The sequence below is a fragment of the Sulfurimonas hongkongensis genome, assembly GCF_000445475.1.
Taxonomy (GTDB): domain Bacteria; phylum Campylobacterota; class Campylobacteria; order Campylobacterales; family Sulfurimonadaceae; genus Sulfurimonas; species Sulfurimonas hongkongensis.
This window is the reverse complement of sequence record NZ_AUPZ01000001.1, coordinates 53,288-70,645: the sequence shown is the minus strand read 5'-3', so window position 1 is coordinate 70,645 and position 17,358 is coordinate 53,288. Positions and strand designations below refer to the sequence as shown.

General features: G+C 34.8%; 18 protein-coding genes. 8 read left to right on the top strand and 10 right to left on the bottom strand.

Annotated features, from left to right (window positions below; genetic code table 11):
• Positions 1-36 precede the first annotated feature (36 nt).
• The 5 genes from M947_RS12500 to M947_RS12480 all read right to left on the bottom strand — a co-directional run bounded on the left by M947_RS12500 (position 37) and on the right by M947_RS12480 (position 6,467).
• The gene (locus M947_RS12500) at positions 37-894 is read right to left on the bottom strand and encodes a 7TMR-DISM family protein (protein ID WP_021286358.1); all 858 of its coding nucleotides are present in this window, start codon (positions 892-894) and stop codon (positions 37-39) included.
• Positions 895-1,048: 154 nt separating this feature from the next.
• Positions 1,049-2,734 (bottom strand): efflux RND transporter permease subunit, encoded by a 1,686-nt coding sequence (locus M947_RS23735; protein ID WP_021286357.1) that lies wholly within the window; start codon positions 2,732-2,734, stop codon positions 1,049-1,051.
• Positions 2,734-4,329 carry an efflux RND transporter permease subunit gene (locus M947_RS23730; RefSeq protein WP_021286356.1) on the bottom strand — a complete coding sequence of 532 codons (1,596 nt, stop codon included), beginning with the start codon at positions 4,327-4,329 and terminating at the stop codon, positions 2,734-2,736. Before M947_RS23730 ends, M947_RS23735 begins: the two co-directional genes overlap by 1 nt.
• 9 nt (positions 4,330-4,338) lie before the next feature.
• On the bottom strand, positions 4,339-5,085 hold the full coding sequence (locus M947_RS12485; RefSeq protein ID WP_021286355.1) for an efflux RND transporter periplasmic adaptor subunit: 747 nt from the start codon (positions 5,083-5,085) through the stop codon (positions 4,339-4,341).
• The gene (locus tag M947_RS12480) at positions 5,085-6,467 is read right to left on the bottom strand and encodes a TolC family protein (protein WP_021286354.1); all 1,383 of its coding nucleotides are present in this window, start codon (positions 6,465-6,467) and stop codon (positions 5,085-5,087) included. Before M947_RS12480 ends, M947_RS12485 begins: the two co-directional genes overlap by 1 nt.
• Positions 6,468-6,585: 118 nt before the next feature.
• Here M947_RS12480 and M947_RS0111785 point away from each other — a divergent pair, with 118 nt between their 5' ends.
• Both M947_RS0111785 and M947_RS12475 read left to right on the top strand, forming a co-directional pair.
• Complete coding sequence (locus M947_RS0111785; protein WP_021286353.1) at positions 6,586-7,011, top strand: hypothetical protein; 426 nt, start codon at positions 6,586-6,588, stop codon at positions 7,009-7,011.
• Complete coding sequence (locus M947_RS12475) at positions 7,011-7,619, top strand: type III pantothenate kinase (RefSeq protein WP_021286352.1); 609 nt, start codon at positions 7,011-7,013, stop codon at positions 7,617-7,619. Before M947_RS0111785 ends, M947_RS12475 begins: the two co-directional genes overlap by 1 nt.
• 14 nt (positions 7,620-7,633) lie before the next feature.
• Here M947_RS12475 and M947_RS12470 read toward each other — a convergent pair whose 3' ends face one another.
• The 3 genes from M947_RS12470 to metE form a co-directional block, all read right to left on the bottom strand.
• The gene (locus tag M947_RS12470; protein ID WP_021286351.1) at positions 7,634-7,990 is read right to left on the bottom strand and encodes a DsrE/DsrF/TusD sulfur relay family protein; all 357 of its coding nucleotides are present in this window, start codon (positions 7,988-7,990) and stop codon (positions 7,634-7,636) included.
• A gap of 43 nt (positions 7,991-8,033) precedes the next feature.
• Positions 8,034-8,753 carry a c-type cytochrome gene (locus M947_RS23195; protein ID WP_021286350.1) on the bottom strand — a complete coding sequence of 240 codons (720 nt, stop codon included), beginning with the start codon at positions 8,751-8,753 and terminating at the stop codon, positions 8,034-8,036.
• A 153-nt stretch (positions 8,754-8,906) separates the two neighbouring features.
• Positions 8,907-11,186 (bottom strand): 5-methyltetrahydropteroyltriglutamate--homocysteine S-methyltransferase, encoded by a 2,280-nt coding sequence (gene metE / locus M947_RS12465; RefSeq protein ID WP_021286349.1) that lies wholly within the window; start codon positions 11,184-11,186, stop codon positions 8,907-8,909.
• A 317-nt stretch (positions 11,187-11,503) separates the two neighbouring features.
• Here metE and hisG point away from each other — a divergent pair, with 317 nt between their 5' ends.
• The 5 genes from hisG to M947_RS12440 all read left to right on the top strand — a co-directional run bounded on the left by hisG (position 11,504) and on the right by M947_RS12440 (position 14,357).
• On the top strand, positions 11,504-12,124 hold the full coding sequence (hisG, locus tag M947_RS12460) for an ATP phosphoribosyltransferase (RefSeq protein WP_021286348.1): 621 nt from the start codon (positions 11,504-11,506) through the stop codon (positions 12,122-12,124).
• Position 12,125: 1 nt separating this feature from the next.
• A complete protein-coding gene (locus M947_RS12455; protein ID WP_021286347.1) occupies positions 12,126-12,809 on the top strand; it encodes an SAM-dependent methyltransferase in 684 nt (227 codons plus the stop codon).
• A 177-nt stretch (positions 12,810-12,986) separates the two neighbouring features.
• The gene (locus tag M947_RS12450) at positions 12,987-13,316 is read left to right on the top strand and encodes a hypothetical protein (protein WP_021286346.1); all 330 of its coding nucleotides are present in this window, start codon (positions 12,987-12,989) and stop codon (positions 13,314-13,316) included.
• A gap of 49 nt (positions 13,317-13,365) precedes the next feature.
• On the top strand, positions 13,366-13,719 hold the full coding sequence (locus M947_RS12445; RefSeq protein WP_156022353.1) for a hypothetical protein: 354 nt from the start codon (positions 13,366-13,368) through the stop codon (positions 13,717-13,719).
• Positions 13,719-14,357: a class I SAM-dependent methyltransferase gene (locus M947_RS12440; protein WP_021286344.1), complete on the top strand. Its 639-nt coding sequence runs from the start codon at positions 13,719-13,721 to the stop codon at positions 14,355-14,357. Before M947_RS12445 ends, M947_RS12440 begins: the two co-directional genes overlap by 1 nt.
• Positions 14,358-14,413: 56 nt before the next feature.
• Here the strand turns inward: M947_RS12440 and M947_RS12435 are convergent, their stop codons facing one another.
• Positions 14,414-15,496 carry a metallophosphoesterase gene (locus M947_RS12435; protein ID WP_021286343.1) on the bottom strand — a complete coding sequence of 361 codons (1,083 nt, stop codon included), beginning with the start codon at positions 15,494-15,496 and terminating at the stop codon, positions 14,414-14,416.
• A 136-nt stretch (positions 15,497-15,632) separates the two neighbouring features.
• Here M947_RS12435 and M947_RS12430 point away from each other — a divergent pair, with 136 nt between their 5' ends.
• The gene (locus tag M947_RS12430) at positions 15,633-16,259 is read left to right on the top strand and encodes a YceI family protein (RefSeq protein WP_021286342.1); all 627 of its coding nucleotides are present in this window, start codon (positions 15,633-15,635) and stop codon (positions 16,257-16,259) included.
• Between the two features lie 44 nt (positions 16,260-16,303).
• Here the strand turns inward: M947_RS12430 and M947_RS12425 are convergent, their stop codons facing one another.
• On the bottom strand, positions 16,304-17,320 hold the full coding sequence (locus M947_RS12425) for a cytochrome-c peroxidase (protein ID WP_021286341.1): 1,017 nt from the start codon (positions 17,318-17,320) through the stop codon (positions 16,304-16,306).
• Between the last annotated feature and the right edge of the window lie 38 nt (positions 17,321-17,358).

The window sequence follows — 17,358 nt, the reverse complement described above, 5'->3', positions numbered from 1 at the left end:
ATAAATAGTATCTTCTTTAAATAAAGTGGTACATTTTTACTCTGCGTTACTGGTGTATTTTACCTCTGCGTTTGACAATAATAGTTTATGCTCAAACTTATATCTCTCTTTTGTTTTAAAGATGGTCTGAATAAAGAGTGCTAAAAAGATGGGGGCTAGCATTATGCTAAAGTTAAACCTTACTGCAAAATCACCATATATTTCAAAATAGTGTGCCAATGAGCCATAAATATAAAATATCCATAAGGTTGAGGACATAAGATATAAGGAGTAGTAGAGATACTCTTTATACCTTGAAGATATAAAGATGAGTAAGTTGTATATAGCCAAAGCCAAAAGAAGCCCAGATATCAATACTGCATCTACTTTTTCATAAATTAAATGTCTAACAGATTCTTTCTGGGAATATATTAAAAAGTTGTAAAAATGATAAGCTGGAGTTTTTTGATGCACATATATTGTTTTATATTCGTCTGGATTAAGGGTGATTGCAAATATAGCATCTGCACCATTTAGTTGTTCTTTTGCTTGTGGAGAATATGGAATAATTGCCTGCTCTTTGATAAGTTTATCATTTTGATCTACTTCAAAGTATTCTAAGCTTGTAAATTTAAATGCTAAGTCTTGATGCAAAAAAAGAGTTTGCTCTTTAGTAGTTGCATTAAAAAGTTTTATTTTTATCCAAACATTTTTGACTTTAACGCCTAAAGAGTCCTTGTTTTGACCTTGCTCAAATTGCATGGTTTTGATATCTTCAAATTTTAGTTTATGCGTATTGTCAATAAGATAACTTAGTTTAAAATCTGTAATGCTAAACTTATCTGAGTTTATATTTACAATTGGTTCAGCCAATGAGAGAGAGATTAGCGATAAGAAGAGTATAAATAGTCTCATATGTTTTTCTTTTTACTGTATTTTACCTTTAAGGATGGATAATACCTAATTTGACTTTATATATAAAGAGTAAAATAACACATTTTTTAAAAAGTGAGGCTTTTAGGAGTGCCAACCAATGGCATTCTCCACGATGAGCCTCGCCTTTTTGCAATTATTTATCTAAGTTAAAGTGTCTCTCTAAATCTGCGTTATATAGAAGAACTGGAACTACTATGAGTGAAGCAATAACAGCGGCTATTGTTCCAAAGATTAGTGCTACTCCTAATCCTCCAAAGACAGCATCTCCAGCTAGAAGAGTAGATGCTAGGATGATAGCAGCTGCGGTTAGAAAGATAGGTTTTGCACGAGTTGCTGCGGCATATGCAATAGCATCAGCTTTTGACATCGATTTTTCACTCATAAGAGACTTTGCAAAGTCTATAAGAAGTAGAGAGTTTCTTGAACTTATACCTATGAGCGCGATAAAGCCTATAAGCGAAGTTGCAGTTAGAAAAAAGGTGTCTGTTGTAAAAATATCCATAATCCAGTGACCGACAATTACTCCGATGATGGACAAGAATGAACCTAATAAAATGATACCACTTATGGTATAACTTTTATAGTAAATGACCATGAGTAGAAATATTAAAACAAGTGCAGCTATAAAAGCAGCTCCAAGCTCTACAAAAGTATCTAGTGTCACTTCCATCTCTCCATCCCAAAGAAGTTTGTATACTTTTTTATTCTCTTTATCTGTCAATTTTAGGTTAAAAAGACCGATTTTCTCAACTAAGTACTTATCGCTAAAAGTATCGATGATAACATTTCTCGCTTCCATGAGAGGATAGACTTGTGAGACCATATCTGTCTCTGCTACAACATTTGTCATCTGATGCAAGTTTTTACTCATAATAAGCGGATTTGACTTTTTAGGAACTATAGTTACTAGCTCAGTGATGGGGATCATCATGCCCTGTTTATTCATCAGTTTCAGGGATGCAAGCTTTGCTCTTACGGCGCTTAGCTCTTTTGAAGAAAATCTTTTTGATTCTCTACTTAGTGATAGATAGATAGGAATCTGATCATTATAAACATCAGAGTTTTTAACACTAATCTCCATACCTTCAAATGCTAAATAAATGATATCATTTAACTGTTTTACACTAACTCCTGAGCGAGCTACTTTTGTGCTGTTAACTTGAATCTCATATGTGTCATAGATATCATCTTGCATAACATCTACATCTACTAAGCCATCAGTCTTTTTAAAGACTTCACTAACTCTGTTTGCAAGCTCTCTTATACCATCAGTATCATTACCATATATTTCAGCAACTACAGCTGCTAAAACAGGAGGACCAGCTGGTGGTTCTACAAAAGAGATGATGGTGTCTTCATAAATGGACCCACAGTTCTTTACAATAAGAGGGCGGAGACGTTGCACCATCATATAAGATGGTTCACTTCTGTCGTGTTTTTTTGTAAGATTTAAGACTATCTCAGCTTCATGTTCACCATTTTTAAAGTGTGAGCCTTTGATAAGTCCAGCAAAATCAAGAGGTGCTCCCATGCCTAAAAATACCTCTATATCTAAGACTTCATCTTCTTTTTGAAGTTCACTAACTACACAATCAGTCACATGTTTAGTCTGCTCTACAGAGCTCCCATTTGCTAAAGTTGTGTAGATGGTAAAAGTGTCATTATTTTTACCTGGTAGCATCTTTGCTAAAACCATTTTAGAGGGTGCTATCATTAATACTGAGAGTATAAAAGCTACTAAAGTTGCAAAGAGTATAAGTCTTCTTTGAGTTGAACTTTGGATGCTTTTTTTTACTGCAATTTCAAACTTTTTAAACATTAATGCTCTCCTCCTTTTGAAAAATCTGGTCGCTTTAACATCCTAAGAGCTAAGTAAGGCGTAAAGATATATGCGACAAATAGAGAGGCTATAAGTGCTACTGGAACATTTGCAGGGATAGGCTTCATAAATTGCCCCATCATCTGTCCAACAAAAGCCATAGGAATCATAGTCATGATAATAGCAAGTGTCGCGATATTTGTAGGTGGACCTATTTCATCAGTTGCACGAACCATTAAACTATCTGCATCACAATGTGCAGATTCTTTATCGTGAAAGTGTCTATGAATATTTTCTATCACAATTATCGCGGCATCAACTAAAAGCCCAAGTGAGAGTAAAAAGGCAAAGAGCGTGATTCGGTTGATGGTTTGATCTGTTAAGTAGGCTACAAAAAGAGTTATAGCCAAGATAGCAGGGACTGTAAAAGTAACTATAAGTGACTCTCTCCATCCAAGAACAAGTGCTAGTAAGATAGCGATGATAATTATGGATAAAACAAGATGAAAAACAAGTTCATTTACAGCTTCGTTAGCTCTCTCTCCATCGTTTCTAGTGATGACATAGTTTATGCCGTTTTCACGAAGGAGTGACTTGTAAGTCTCAAGTTCACTCTTTACTGCATCTGCTATTATAACAGCGTTTGTACCTTGAAGCTTTGACACCGTTAGAGTAACTTGATCTCTAAGGGCAGTAAATTCTTTGTTCTCATCCTTGATACTTATTTGAACAGATTTAAAGTTTTGAATGTCATAAGACTTTTCAACCCTTGCAACTTCACCTAGATGGATAGTTGAGCCCATATGCTCGGCTACTATGATATTTTCTATGTCTTTTGCATTTTCTATTGCATTTTTTACGCCAACCATGATGATTTTGTTGTCATCAGTCCGATTTTTAACGGCTGGAACGCTGTATGAAAGGGATTGCACAGCTTGAACAATCTGCCCCATAGATAGATTGTAGCCTGAGAGTTTATTTAGATCTACTTCTATGTTAAACTGAGTTTTATTTCCACCCTTTAGTTCCGTGACTGCAACATTTTCAAGTCCGTTTATATGATGCTGTATTTTTTTAACTCTATCATAAAGTTCAGTCTTACTCATCTCTTTGTTGTTTGAGTAAAATGCAACTGAGACAACTGGAATATCTACATCTATATCAAGAGGTTTGATGATGGGATTCATCGCTCCTTTTGGAAAGATATCAGAATTTTGCATTATCTTGTCATAGACTTTTAAGTTAGAATTTTCTTTTTCTTCTCCTATAAAAAATGCAGCGTTTACTACGCCAACATTGTCCATAGCCATTCCTGTGATATGCTCAACACCTTTTACCTCTTTTAGCTTTCTCTCTAGTGGTTTTACTATAACTTTTTGTATCTCAGCGGCACTCGCACCTGGAAGTGCTACTATGACCGTTGAACCACTCACAACCATTTGAGGATTTTCTTCTCGTGGCATAATTATAAGCGAGAGATAACCAATAGCGAGTAAAAATATTCCAAGAACTATTGTTAGAGGATTTCTTAAAAATCCACGCGCTAGTTTTCCAGCCAAATCATTAGGCTTATAAGATTTTTTATTGTTATTCATCAATAAGCCTTAGTCTATCTCAACTGTAGCGTACATACCAGGGTAAACTGACTTGCTATTACTCTTAAAAGAGACCTTGATTTTAAAAGTGTGTGTCATTGGGTTTGAACTTGGGATGATGGCAGTTACTTCACCTATGCTATCGATGCCAATGGATGGAATCTTAACTATGACTTTTTTACCGTGGTGAATGCGGTTCAGATCATTCTCAGCTATTTCTGCTGAGATTTTAAGACTGCTTAAGTCTGAGAGTATGATAGCTGGCATTCCAGGCATAGCCATCTCGCCAACTTTAATGTTTTTAGCAACTACTACGCCACTGTTTGGTGCTTTAACATTTAGATATCTATATTGGTTTTTTACCTCTTGAAGCCTTGCTTTTGCAATTGACATCATATTTTGAAGGTTTAGTGCAGCTAACTCTAGATTTTCTACCTCATACTTTGAGACCATATCTTGAGCTAAAAGCCTCTTATATCTCTCTAGATTTAGTTTTACATTTGAGTATTGGTTTTGATACATTTGAAGACTTAGTTCAGCTTGCCTTTTTGCAGAATCTATCTCTCTAGAGTCTATGGAGTAGAGGATTTGGTCTTTTGTAACTCTCTCTCCCTCACTTACATTCACTTGAGTTACAAAGCCCATAAAACGGCTTGTAATCATCTTTTGGTTATCTGAAATAACACTTCCTGCGAGTGTAAGTGTCTCAGCTATTAATGATGCTGATATTGCTATTAGTAGTAAAAGTTTTTTCATTATCTATTTTCTCCATTTGCTAATTTTTCAAGTGCAAAAATACGTTCATTTCTTTTGTTTTTTGCCTTTTGCAGTTCTAATATTTTTTGAATCTGTTCAGATTGCTTTATGATAACATCGCTCATAGATACAAGTTTTTCTCTGTATCTACCCTCATAATTTTTGTATATCTCATTTGCAAGCTTTAGCTCTTTTTTTAGTGAACTTATTTCTAAGTTGTAAGTCTCTATCTCTGTTCTTATCTCATCTACTTTTAGAGATATACCCTTTTTTGCTAACTCAACCTGAGTCTTTGTTTTTAACTGATCTATGCGAGATTTTTCTATCTTTGCACCATCTATGCCACCATTGAAGATGTTCCATGTAAGCCTAGCACCAACTGTATAAGCCTTGTGGTCATCAGCATCTCCTAAAAATGTATCATCGGCAGTTGAGACCTCCGCAAAAGCTCCAATCATCGGATAGTAGGCTGATTTTGAGACATCTAGCATACTTTGGCGAACTTCTAAGCCCGTTGTTGCTCTTTTAATATCAAGGTTATTATCTAAAATATAGTCATTGCTAAACTCTGGCATCACTACATCTGATACAGTTGTAGTGATGTTATTTACCTTTTCATTTAGTAAAAAACTTATGTAGTGGTAGAGTAGCTCCTGATTTGACTTCATTTGAAGGAGTAGTCTCTCCACATTTCCCTTTTTAGCTTGAACTTCAAGAAGATCAACTTTTTTTGCATAGCCTACAACTATCATCTCCTCTGTCATCTTCTCTAGTGTCTTTATGTTTGAGAGAATCTTGTTTAGATTTTTAGATGAACTCCTTAGGAGTGCCATGTCATAAAAACTTTTTCTTAACTGATAAACCTGTTCATTTATCACTTGCTCTTTTTCTAAGCCTTTCATCTTAGACATAGACTCCATAATCTCAACATAACTAGATATTTGAAAACCTGTAAAAAGAGGCACTTCATACTTTAGTTTGCTTTGAAAAAAGTTTCTTGAGTCTGGGTAGTTTAAGTTATCTGGTTGTGTAGCTAAGAGGGTGTTTGTATTACCCGGCAAGCCACCCATTTGAGCTAAAAACTCATCAAATCCAAAATCATTAAAATCTGCTTCTCTTGAAGTGAGTTTAAATCCAAATACATTTCCAGCATCATTTGAGTTTGAAAAGTCTTGTATAAAGTCAAGTTTACCCCAGTGACTGCCACTTGCAGTTTTAATTTCAGCTCTTGCAGAGTCCACATCAAAGGATGCACTCTTTATCTCTAAATTCTTTGATTTTAAAATCTCTATGGCTTCTTCAAGAGTTAAAGCCTTTGAGATGCCAATATCAGAAGCGTTTAAAGATAGTGCTAAAAACAGCATACTAAGCATTTTTTTCATTAGCATATTTCCTTTATTTGTAATTATAAATTGATTAAGTCTAGATTATAACATATATTCCTTTTTTGTATATTGAGTTATTTATAAGATTGAAAATATTTAACTTTATAATGACTATATGAAACATTTACCAATAGTGATACTTCTTATCACTTTATATGGTGCAAGACTTTTTAATCTAAATTTAGCTAAAATACTACTTAAAAAAAGGCTAATCATAGATATGCAAACCTTAGTAGATGCCCTAAGATTAAAGGGTAAGATTTATAAAAAGATGCAAGAAGTCTCTCCAAAAGAGCTTGGTATCAGAAATAAGATAAAGATATATAAAGCTACTGATATAAGAGGCTGTTTTTGGGCTATCTTTGCAATTTCTCAAAAGAGTAGGGTGCTTATGCGTGATGTGTATAAATTTGAAGAGATTTATGAAAAATTATCTATCTTTTTTGAACATGATTTTAAGCATAAAATAGTATTTATAGATGCACCACTTTGCTCAAAAGCAAAAGAAGCACTAAGCACTAAAGGCTGGAAGATTTACTAATGCTTTTATGTGATATTGGCAACACTTCGTATCATTTTTTGTCCCAAAGCGAGAGCTTTAAAAAGGATGTAAAGAGTTTTGATGCAAGTGAAGTTAAACATAAAGTTTACTATATCAGCGTAAACAAGGATGTAGATATAAGCTTAAAAAATCTAGCAAACTGGGTAGACATCTCCACTCATTTGGATAAAGCAAAGTACTACGAGACTATGGGCGTGGATAGGATGATGGCTCTTGAAGCTATAGAGGGAGGCATTATCTTAGATGCAGGAAGTGCTATAACAGTTGATGTTAAAAGAGATGGAGTCTTTGAGGGTGGTTTTATCTATCCTGGACTAAAGACAATGAGCGAGAGTTATAAAAACATCTCTAGCGCACTAGCTTATGAGTTTAACTTTGACATTGACTTGAGAGGACTACCAAAAAATTCACAAGATGCCATAACCTACGGTTACCTAAAAACACTCTACTGTGAAGTGATGTCACATAAGATGGAGATAATATTAACAGGTGGAGATGCAAACTTATTTGCTAAAATCTTCAAAGAAGCAAGGGTGGATGAGCACTTGGTTTTTAAAGGGATGAAGAGGGTTATCTCAGACTTGTAAAAATCACTCTTTCTTTAAAAAGTAAGCACTCTATCAGCTGCCATAGTCCAAGAGGCAAGATCTTGCATCGTTGCTTTGATATTTTTGTCAAAATATGGCTCGTTTTTGTTAAGTCCGCATCTAGCTTGACATGTGCCACATACTTTAAGTGCTACTCCATCATGATATAACTCTTTTAAAATTGCCACTAAGTCAAAATCATAAAATTCGGGTTTTAGCGTATTATCACGCGCCAAATCAACGCCATCATTCATAATAAATATTTGGACCACCTCTCCTCTTTTATGTAGAGTTTTTACCAGTCTAAGAGCATTGTAAGTGATGTCGCTTCCATCATAAGGTTGGTGATTTAGTATGATAAGTGTTGCCATGATTTGAGTTCCTTTAAAAAGTTTTTATTTACCCTTGAGGGATTCAATGTTTAATTTTATCTAAATTTGAGGGAGTTTTTAAAATCCACTCAGATAAAATTTCTAACTCCTTATCATCTATCTCACTAAATGCTGGCATAATAGCACCCTTTGACCAGACTCCTTTACTTCCATTTTTAATACTTTGAATCATCTCATCTTTATAGTCCGCAAATTTATTTGCTATATCTACAAGAGATGGTCCAACCTTTTTTATGTCAATACCGTGACATCCTAAACATCTGTTTTTAAGTGCTATCTTTTGGCCAGGAGCAAGTGCGTCAAATGCTGCTTGGCTCTTTTGTATCTTTGTGAGATTTTCTTGAGTATAGTGTGTAAAGATATATGAAGCTATAGCCTTTGCTTCATCTGATGTGAGTTTTCCTTTTAGAGATGGCATTAGTCCATATCTCTCTAGACTTGCCTCATCACAAAAAGACTTCTCTAGTGATGGATTGAAGATATAATCACTAACAAACTCTATAGCTTTTGAAGTCCTCTGACTCTCATCTGTTGGTGTGACAAAACTATGTACATGAAAAGATACTGCCATAATTGGTGGAGCTAGTTCATCATCTGAGATGATTGGAGGCATATTTATGTCATGACAAGATGCACACTTTAACTCTAAGAGTTTTTTCCCATCAAGGTTTTTACTGAGAGGTTTTTCATCACAAGCTGTAAAAACAAGTAATAGTGTGAGTAGAAAAATATTTTTAATCATAATTTTTCCTTTTAAATATTATAAGTAAGTATAATTAATTGATGATTAAAATAAGGTAAAAATATAAAAACAGTCAAATATATAAGATATCTCATCTTTATTTTCATCATCCTGAGACTCAAACTTTTTTCGCAGTCTCAGGAATTTATGGAATTAGATATTAAGTTCATCTCTTACTAGATGAACAGCTTTTACCATGTTTATGAGGCTTGGTTTTACCTCTTCGTATTTTCTAGTTTTTAGACCACAATCAGGATTTATCCATAATTGCTCTTTTGGTAGAACTTCAAGAAGCAGTTTTATCTGTTTTACAATCTCCTCTACGCTCGGCACTCTTGGGCTATGAATATCATAAACACCAGGACCAACTTCTTGTTTGTAGCCAACTTCTTTAAAGACTTTTAAAAGCTCATTCCCACTTCTAGCAGTCTCTATGGAGATAACATCTGCATCCATGGCTTCTATGGTTTTTATGATGTCGTTAAACTCACTGTAACACATATGTGTATGGATTTGAGTCTCTTCTTTAGATGAACTTACCGCTATTTTAAAGTCTCTCACAGCCCACTCTTCATAAATCTTTATCTTTTTTTCTCTTAGTGGATAACCCTCTTTAAAAGCTGCTTCATCAACTTGGATGATTTTTATACCTGCCTTTTGCAAGTCATCTATTTCGTCACTTAGAGCTACTGCAATCTGCTTTGAGACTTCATTTCTTGGTTTATCATCTCTTACAAATGACCAGTTTAGGATAGTTACAGGACCAGTTAGCATCCCTTTCATTATCTTGTTTGTTTTACTTTGAGCATAAGTTATCCAATCAACAGTCATAGGTTTAGGCCTGCTAATATCGCCATAGATAAAAGGCGGTTTTACACATCTGCTACCGTAACTTTGAACCCAGCCGTTTTGTGAAAAACCATAACCTTTTAATTGCTCACCAAAATACTCAACCATGTCGTTTCTCTCAGGCTCGCCGTGAACTAAAACCTCGATGCCACACTCTTCTTGAAAAGTTATACACTCATCTATGTAAGACTTCATAACACTCTCATAAGCCTCTTTTGTAATGTCGGAGTTTTTAAACTTAGCTCTTGCTTCTCTTAACTCTGTAGTTTGCGGAAATGAACCAATAGTAGTTATGGCTAAGTCTTTATAGCCCAAAAGCTCTTTTTGGAGTTTTATTCGCTTTTCATAACTACCATCTCTTTGAAATTTCTCTATCTTTGACACTCTTTTAGTAACTGCTTCATCGTGAATAATAGTTGAAGTTTTTCTATCTTCATTTGCTTTTATATTTGCATTTAAAAGGCTTAACTCTTCTTCATTCAAGCCATTTTTAGAGCTAAAAAAAAGTTTTGATATAAGAGAGACTTCATCTAACTTTTCTTTTGCAAAACTCAGCCAGTTTTTTATCTTTGCATCTAGTTTTTCTTCATACTCTAATGTAAAAGGAGTGTGTAAAAGGCTACAAGAGGTGCTTATGATGATGTCTTCTTTGGCTACCTCTTTTGATATCTTTTGAAGTAGGGCATCTGTTTTTACTATATCATTTTTCCAGATGTTTCTACCATCAACAACTCCAGCTACAAGTTTTTTTGAACTCTTAGATATAAGGCTTAGTGACTCAAAGTTGGCATCTCCATATAAAAAGTCAAGACCAATCCCCCAAATAGGTGTATTTACAAGAACTTTAGTCGCCTCATTTGAGTGCTCAAAGTAAGTTGTAACTACTATGTTTATGTTTTTACTAACATTTGCAAGTGCATCATAAGTTGGTTTTATAAGACTTAACACTTTTACATCATTATCTTTTGCAAAGATAGGCTCATCAATTTGTAGAGTGATTCTCTCATCAAGCTTTGAAATCACTTGCAAAAGTTCTCTGTAAATAGGAAGGATTTTGCTTAAAAACTCGTAACTATCTTTCGTATCTACTCTCTTAGATAGCCCTAAAAATGTTATAGGTCCTATGATATTTATCTTTGTTTTGATGCCAAGTTTTTTTGCTTGTTTGTACTCATCTATGATCTTTGAAGCATCAAGTTTGTACTCATCATCGGTTGAGAGTTCAGGAACTATATAGTGGTAGTTTGTGTTAAACCACTTTGTCATCTCCATAGCTACACTACTCTTTGTGCCTCTAGCCATTGCAAAATAGAGTTCTTCGCCTTTTAACTCACTAAACCTCTTAGGGATAGCACCTAACATAAATGCTGTATCTAACATGTTGTCATAGAGTGAAAAATCATTTGAACTTATAAAGTCTATACCTGCTTCTCTTTGGTAGTTCCAGTGTCTCTCTTTTAGTTCAGACGCGACTCTAACTACATCTTTAAATGAGCAATTTTTTGCCCAAAAACTCTCTAAAACTCTTTTTAGCTCTCTTTGTTCTCCAATCCTTGGAAAACCTATTATGTAATTTTTTTGCATTACAATATCCTTTGATATATTAATAATTTTATATTTGTTGTGAAGTATTAAAGGATATAAAGAGGAGGGTGTACACCAGATCTGCGAAATGCAAAACATGGTGTGTAGTATTTGCATCTAGGGATAAAAACATTAAACAAAAGTATCAATCTAGTTTTTATCTTGAAGAAACAGTTGCAATGACAAGGTTTAGAGTTTATAAGTCTCTTCACACTTCTTCCTAGTTTGAAATTTGGGTAATTATAGCACAGCTTATAAAACTTTGAGCTGTATTTGGATAAAATGCGAAAAATTAAACATATATGTAGAGGTAAACAATGCTAACAGTAGCACTTCCAAAGGGTCGTATCGCTCAAGAGACTTTAGAGATATTTGAGACTATTTTTGGTGAGAGTTTCAAGTTTGATGATAGAAAACTCATCCTAGATACTCCAAACTTTCGTTTTTTACTCGTTAGAAACCAAGATGTAGCTACCTATGTTTACCATCAAGCAGCAGATATTGGTGTTGTCGGACTTGACACACTTGAAGAGCAGGGGCTTGATGTTATTCGTCTGCTTGATCTCAAACGAGGCATTTGTAAGGTGTCTATTGGGATGAAAAAGGGCGAAAAACTCGACCTTGACAAACCAGATATCAAAGTAGCCTCTAAGATGGTAAACATAACAAAACGATACTTTGAAGAGAGAGCAGTCTCAGTTGATATCATAAAACTTTATGGCTCTATAGAACTAGCTCCTATCATCGGACTTGCTGATATGATAGTTGATGTGGTTGAGACTGGCGCTACGATGAAGCAAAATGGCTTAGAAGTAGTACAAGACATTATGACATCTTCTACTTACCTCATAGCAAATAAAAACTCATATATCTCAAAAAAAGATGAAGTGCTAAGCATCTACGAAAAGATTGACAAAATCATTAAAGCGGAAAACTAAGATGACAAACCTAGACCTCTATGCAAAAGCAGAGCCTCTTCTAGGCATAGAAGAGGCAACTGAAGCACTCTATGATCTCTACCGCTCGGAGTTAGACTCCTACAAAATTAAAACACTTCTAGATGTTGGCTGTGGTCGTGGTGGCTTTATGAAGAGGATGATAAGTGATGGAGTTACTTGCTCAGGTATAGACTTAAGTGCTGTGATGGTTGATGAGTGTGTGAGCGACGGACTTAATGCAAAACAAATTGACATAAGCCAAGCTGATGGAAGCTATGATGCAATTGTGGCTATTTTTGATGTTTTGAACTTTTTAAATCATGATGAACTTATAGAGTTTTTAGAAGCAGTCTCACTTAGACTCAATGATGATGGTATCTTTATAGCTGATATAAACACACTTTACGGCTTTAGCGATGTGGCTGAGGGAGTTATGAGTGCAGAGAATGACAAAGAGTTTTTAGTGGTGGATGCAGAGTTTGAAAATGATGAACTACACACAAAATTTACTCTTTTTCTAAAAGACAAAGATGATAAATATATAAAACACCAAGACACAATAGTGCAGTACTTTCACAAGATAAAAACATTTCAAAATTTAAATGGCTTAAAGCTTATAGACAAACAGACATTTTCACTCTATGACACAAAAGACAAAACTCTACTTATCTTTAAAAAGAGATAGTTGAATGCTCTGAGCAATTATTAAGTTGGACCCTGAATCAAAACAAGAGAATCGCTTTTTGCTATGCAAAATGTTTCTTTAGAGTTCAGGATGACTCATATCCCGTCATTCCGTGCTTGACACGGAATCTAGTTTATAGATTAATCAGAGAATTTAGTTATTATAAAGGAGCCAGTTATGGAAGGAAATATAGTTGTAACATATAAGATCTTGTGTGAATCAGATCTAAATACAAGCATCAAACTTCAAGAACTACTTTTAAATGAAAAAATATCTAAAGCGATTAAAAGTGAGTTTGCAAAGGGTCTGAGAAATATTGAACTAGTAACAGAAAACAAAGATGCTACTCTTGTCGTTGAGACAGCAAAAGAACTATATAGTTTTGAAGTCTTAAAAGATGATTTTGCCGATATTTTAGTTTTAGCAGAAGAAAATGCTGTCTCAAGAAAGTTATTTAAAAAAGATTGTTCTCGTGTGGAGCTGGTCGATATTGAAACACTCACATAGTCTTTTCCTTTTTTTGCTTCTTCTTTTTCAGGGATGTAGTGACAGTGCAATGGTAAATATCTTTAATGAAAAAATTGCAAAAGAGGAGATAACTTGTATGAAGCTTGTTGTATTTGACAAGGATGTTAAAGAGACACTTCAAGAGTTATACAGCTTTGATGAGAGCTGCGATAAGTGGCTTGAAGTTTCACTAAAATCTTCCATCACTTGTAACTCTAACCAAAATGTAGATAAAAAAATCCTCTCAAACTTTCCATCAAGTTATCTTAGAATGCAACTATATAAGGGTAAAATTCTTTTTTTTAGTTACTACATTGACCTAGAAGAAGAGGTGAGTAAAAAAGATGTTAAAAATGCCTTTTTAAGAGTGCAAAAAGAACTTAATTTTAAAGAAAAAAAGTAATGAAATCATGCAAAATTTGTAGCGCATCAACAACACTTATACAAAACCATAAAACAAAAAAACTCTACTATAGATGCAAAGAGTGTGACTATGTTTTTATGGATGAGCAGTTTTTTATAGATGAGGCTCGTGAGAGACTTCATTATGATAAGCATGACAATAACTTTGCATGTCATGGATATGTAAAGATGTTTGAGCGATTGATAGATGAGTTTGTGCCATTGGCTGAGATAGAGGATGCTCTTGACTTTGGTTGTGGTGAGGGTGAAGTTTTACCTGTTTTGCTAGAGAGAAAAGGTGTTAGATGCGATAGATATGACTTATTTTACTTACCAAAAAAAGTCTATAGAGATAAAAGGTATGACCTAATAGTCTCTACTGAAGTTATAGAGCATCTTGAGAGTCCACTAGAAGTTTTACAAGAGCTTAGTTTGCATCTAAGAGATGGTGCTTATGTGCTTTTGATGACCCGCTTTCATCCACAAGATGATGAGAAGTTTTTAGAGTGGTTTTACATAAGAGATGTTACGCATATAGGTTTTTTCTCACTTAAAACATTTGAGTATCTTGCATCAAGACTCTCCTTAGAACTTGTAAAACACAACTCTAAAAACACTATACTATTTAAAAAAATCTAAAATTTCACGGTTTCGAAGGTGTCTTAATGAGACTGAAGTCCCACTTCCGAGTTATTTCATAGTTTCGAAGGGACTAGAGTTATCTCTGTAATCTCACTACTAGCACCCAAACGCATAGGCGGTCCCCAAAACCCTGTTCCTTTGTTTACATAGATTTGTAGCTCATTGTTGTGCTGATGGAGTCCGCTAATATAAGGTTGTTGGAGTCTTACTAAAAACATAAAAGGAAAGAGTTGCCCTCCATGAGTGTGACCACTTAGCATCAAATCTACACTATCGGTCACTTCATCTATATATCGTGGTTGATGTGCTAAAAGCACTGTTGGAGACTCCTTTAGAGTGCTTAGCGCTTTGTTAATATCTGGCACATAGGTGTTTGTTCTATATCCAAACACATCATAAACTCCAGCTAAATTAAAACCCTCATCTTCATTTCCAATATAGACATTTTCATTCTCAAGAACTCTGATGTCAAGCCCTTTTAGAGTTTGTATAATTTTGGCGATGTCGTGAAAATACTCATGATTTCCAGCTACAAAAAAAGTCCCATAAGTTGATTTTAGATGCCCAAGCTCAGCTAAAATATCTCTAGCTCTCTTTATCTCAATATCTACTAAATCCCCAGTAATAACTACCAAATCAACTCTAAGTGCATTTACTCTTTGCACCATATCTTTCATAAAAGCCTTATCTATAAGTCCGCCTATGTGGATGTCGCTAAGTTGGGCTATCTTGTAGGATTTTTTGAGTTTTTTTATATTTACTTCTACTTTTTCAAGCTTTATATCACTTGCGTTATAGATGGCTTTTGCACTTAGAGTTGATGCAAGAGCGAGTGATGAGATATCAAGTGAGCGTTTAAAAAAATCTCTTCTTTTTTTTGAGAGTTTAGTTTTTTTAAGTATGGCTCTTGAGATGTCATAGATGATAGCTGTACAAAAGAGTAAAAAAAGCACACCAATAGGGAGTGAAAATAGAAAATAGAGCCAGTTTGGGAAGTCTATGTAGTAGCGACCCAACATATAGCCGATGATGCCAAAAAAGTTTACTAACAAAAAGATTCTAAAGTAAAATTTTTGCGCCGGTTTTATATCAAGATGGGCTATAAATCTTCTTGATATATAGATATGTATAAGCATAAAAACGCCTAAAAAGGCAGTGAAAAATATTAGTGGATTCATATTTTTAGTATAGCAAAGAAAACTAAACTATGAAGTTTAATAAAGTTTTATAAAGCACAGATATAATTTTGTAAACACATCAAGGAGAATCAATATGATTAAGTTGTTTTTATCGTTAGTTTTAGCAGTTAGTGTCTCTCTCGCAGCAGGTGAGATGGGAACAAAAAAAGGCTCTTGTATCTTAAGTCAAGATGGAAGTGTTAGTGTTAGTTGGGAAGCCTATAAGACTCCCAAAAAAGTTGGAGTTGGTGGTGTTTTTGACAGAGTAACTTACACAGCAGTGGCACCTGAGGGAAATAACTTCCGTGAGATTTTAGTAGGCTCTAGCGTAGTTATAGAGACCGCAAGTGTAAACTCTAAGCATGAGAGTAGAGATGAGACTCTAGTTAAGTTTTTCTTCAAACAGATGAATGACTCTGTGATAAAAGCTAAGATAGTTGATATCAAGTCAGACAAAAGAATGAGAGGCAAACCAAAAACTGGCGAGATGAGCGTTGAGATAACTATGAACGGAGTTACTAAAGTAGTTGCTATGAAGTATATTTTTGACAAGGGAGACCTAAGTGCAAAAGGTAGCATAGATTTGTTAGACTTTAGTGCAAACAGTGCGCTTAGCTCTATCAACAAAGCTTGTTACGACCTTCACGAAGGTAAAACATGGAGTGATGTAGGCATAGGTTTTTCTACAAAAATCAAGTTCGCTCTTTGTAACACTAACTAAGTAGAGAGTGAGATATAGCAACTTTGAAGTTGCTATATCTTTTTTTAGTTCATATCTGGTCTAGGAGTTTTCTCAGTTGACGCTGGGAGCATTGGGTAGATAACTTCTGGCTTTCTTCCCTCTAGTGCTTTTAAAAACACTTCAATAGAAGCAACATCTTTGTCAGATAGATTAGCCCCGAGTTGGATTTTACCCATCTCTTTTATAGCCTCACTTAAGCTCCAAATCTTGCCATTATGAAAGTAAGGTGCTGTTTGAGTGATATTTCTTAGAGTTGGAACTCTTACCATACCATTTTTATCTCCCTTAAATCCGCCAACATCCATGTGCTTGTAAGTTCCTGTAATATTAAACATATTCATTGCGCCGCCAAGTCCATAGCCTGTATGACAAGTTACACATCCTGCATCTATGAAAGTCTTTAGTCCCTCTTTTTCTTTAGCGTTTAGTGCATTTTTGTCGCCATTTAGAAAGTCATCATAAGCTGATGGAGTAACTAAAATCCTCTCATAAAGCCCAATAGTATCTGCAATTAGTGCAAAAGTAATCTTTACATCTTTGCCATAAGCTGCTTTAAACTCAGCCTCGTATTCAGGCATAGACTTTACAACTTTTTCAACATGTTCACTTGTTGCTGCCATCTCAGGGTGCGCTAGCATCGGTCCTTGAGCTTGTTCTTCTAAGTCTTTTGCACGGCCATCCCAAAACTGGATATCATTAAAAACTGCATTGTAAACAGTTGGTGAGTTTACATGATTAGGGTTTGCGGTCCACTTGTGACCAACAGCAGCCTCAACTCCATCATCTCCACCTTCACCTAAGTTATGGCAGAAGTTACAGCTAATGAGTCCACTCTTTGAGAGTCTTGGATCAAAGTATAGTTTCTTACCTAACTCAGCTTTAGCATCTGTTATAGGGTTTCTAGGGTTGTCTATAAGCTTCATAAGCTCAGCTTTGTTGTTTGGGATCGGCAGTAGACCTGCATTTCTAGCTTCATCTTTAAGTGATGCTGACATAAGAAGAGTAGTAGTAGCAAGAGTCGCGATGAGTATATTTTTCATATAAGTTCCTTAATAGATTTTATTAAAAGATAAAATTT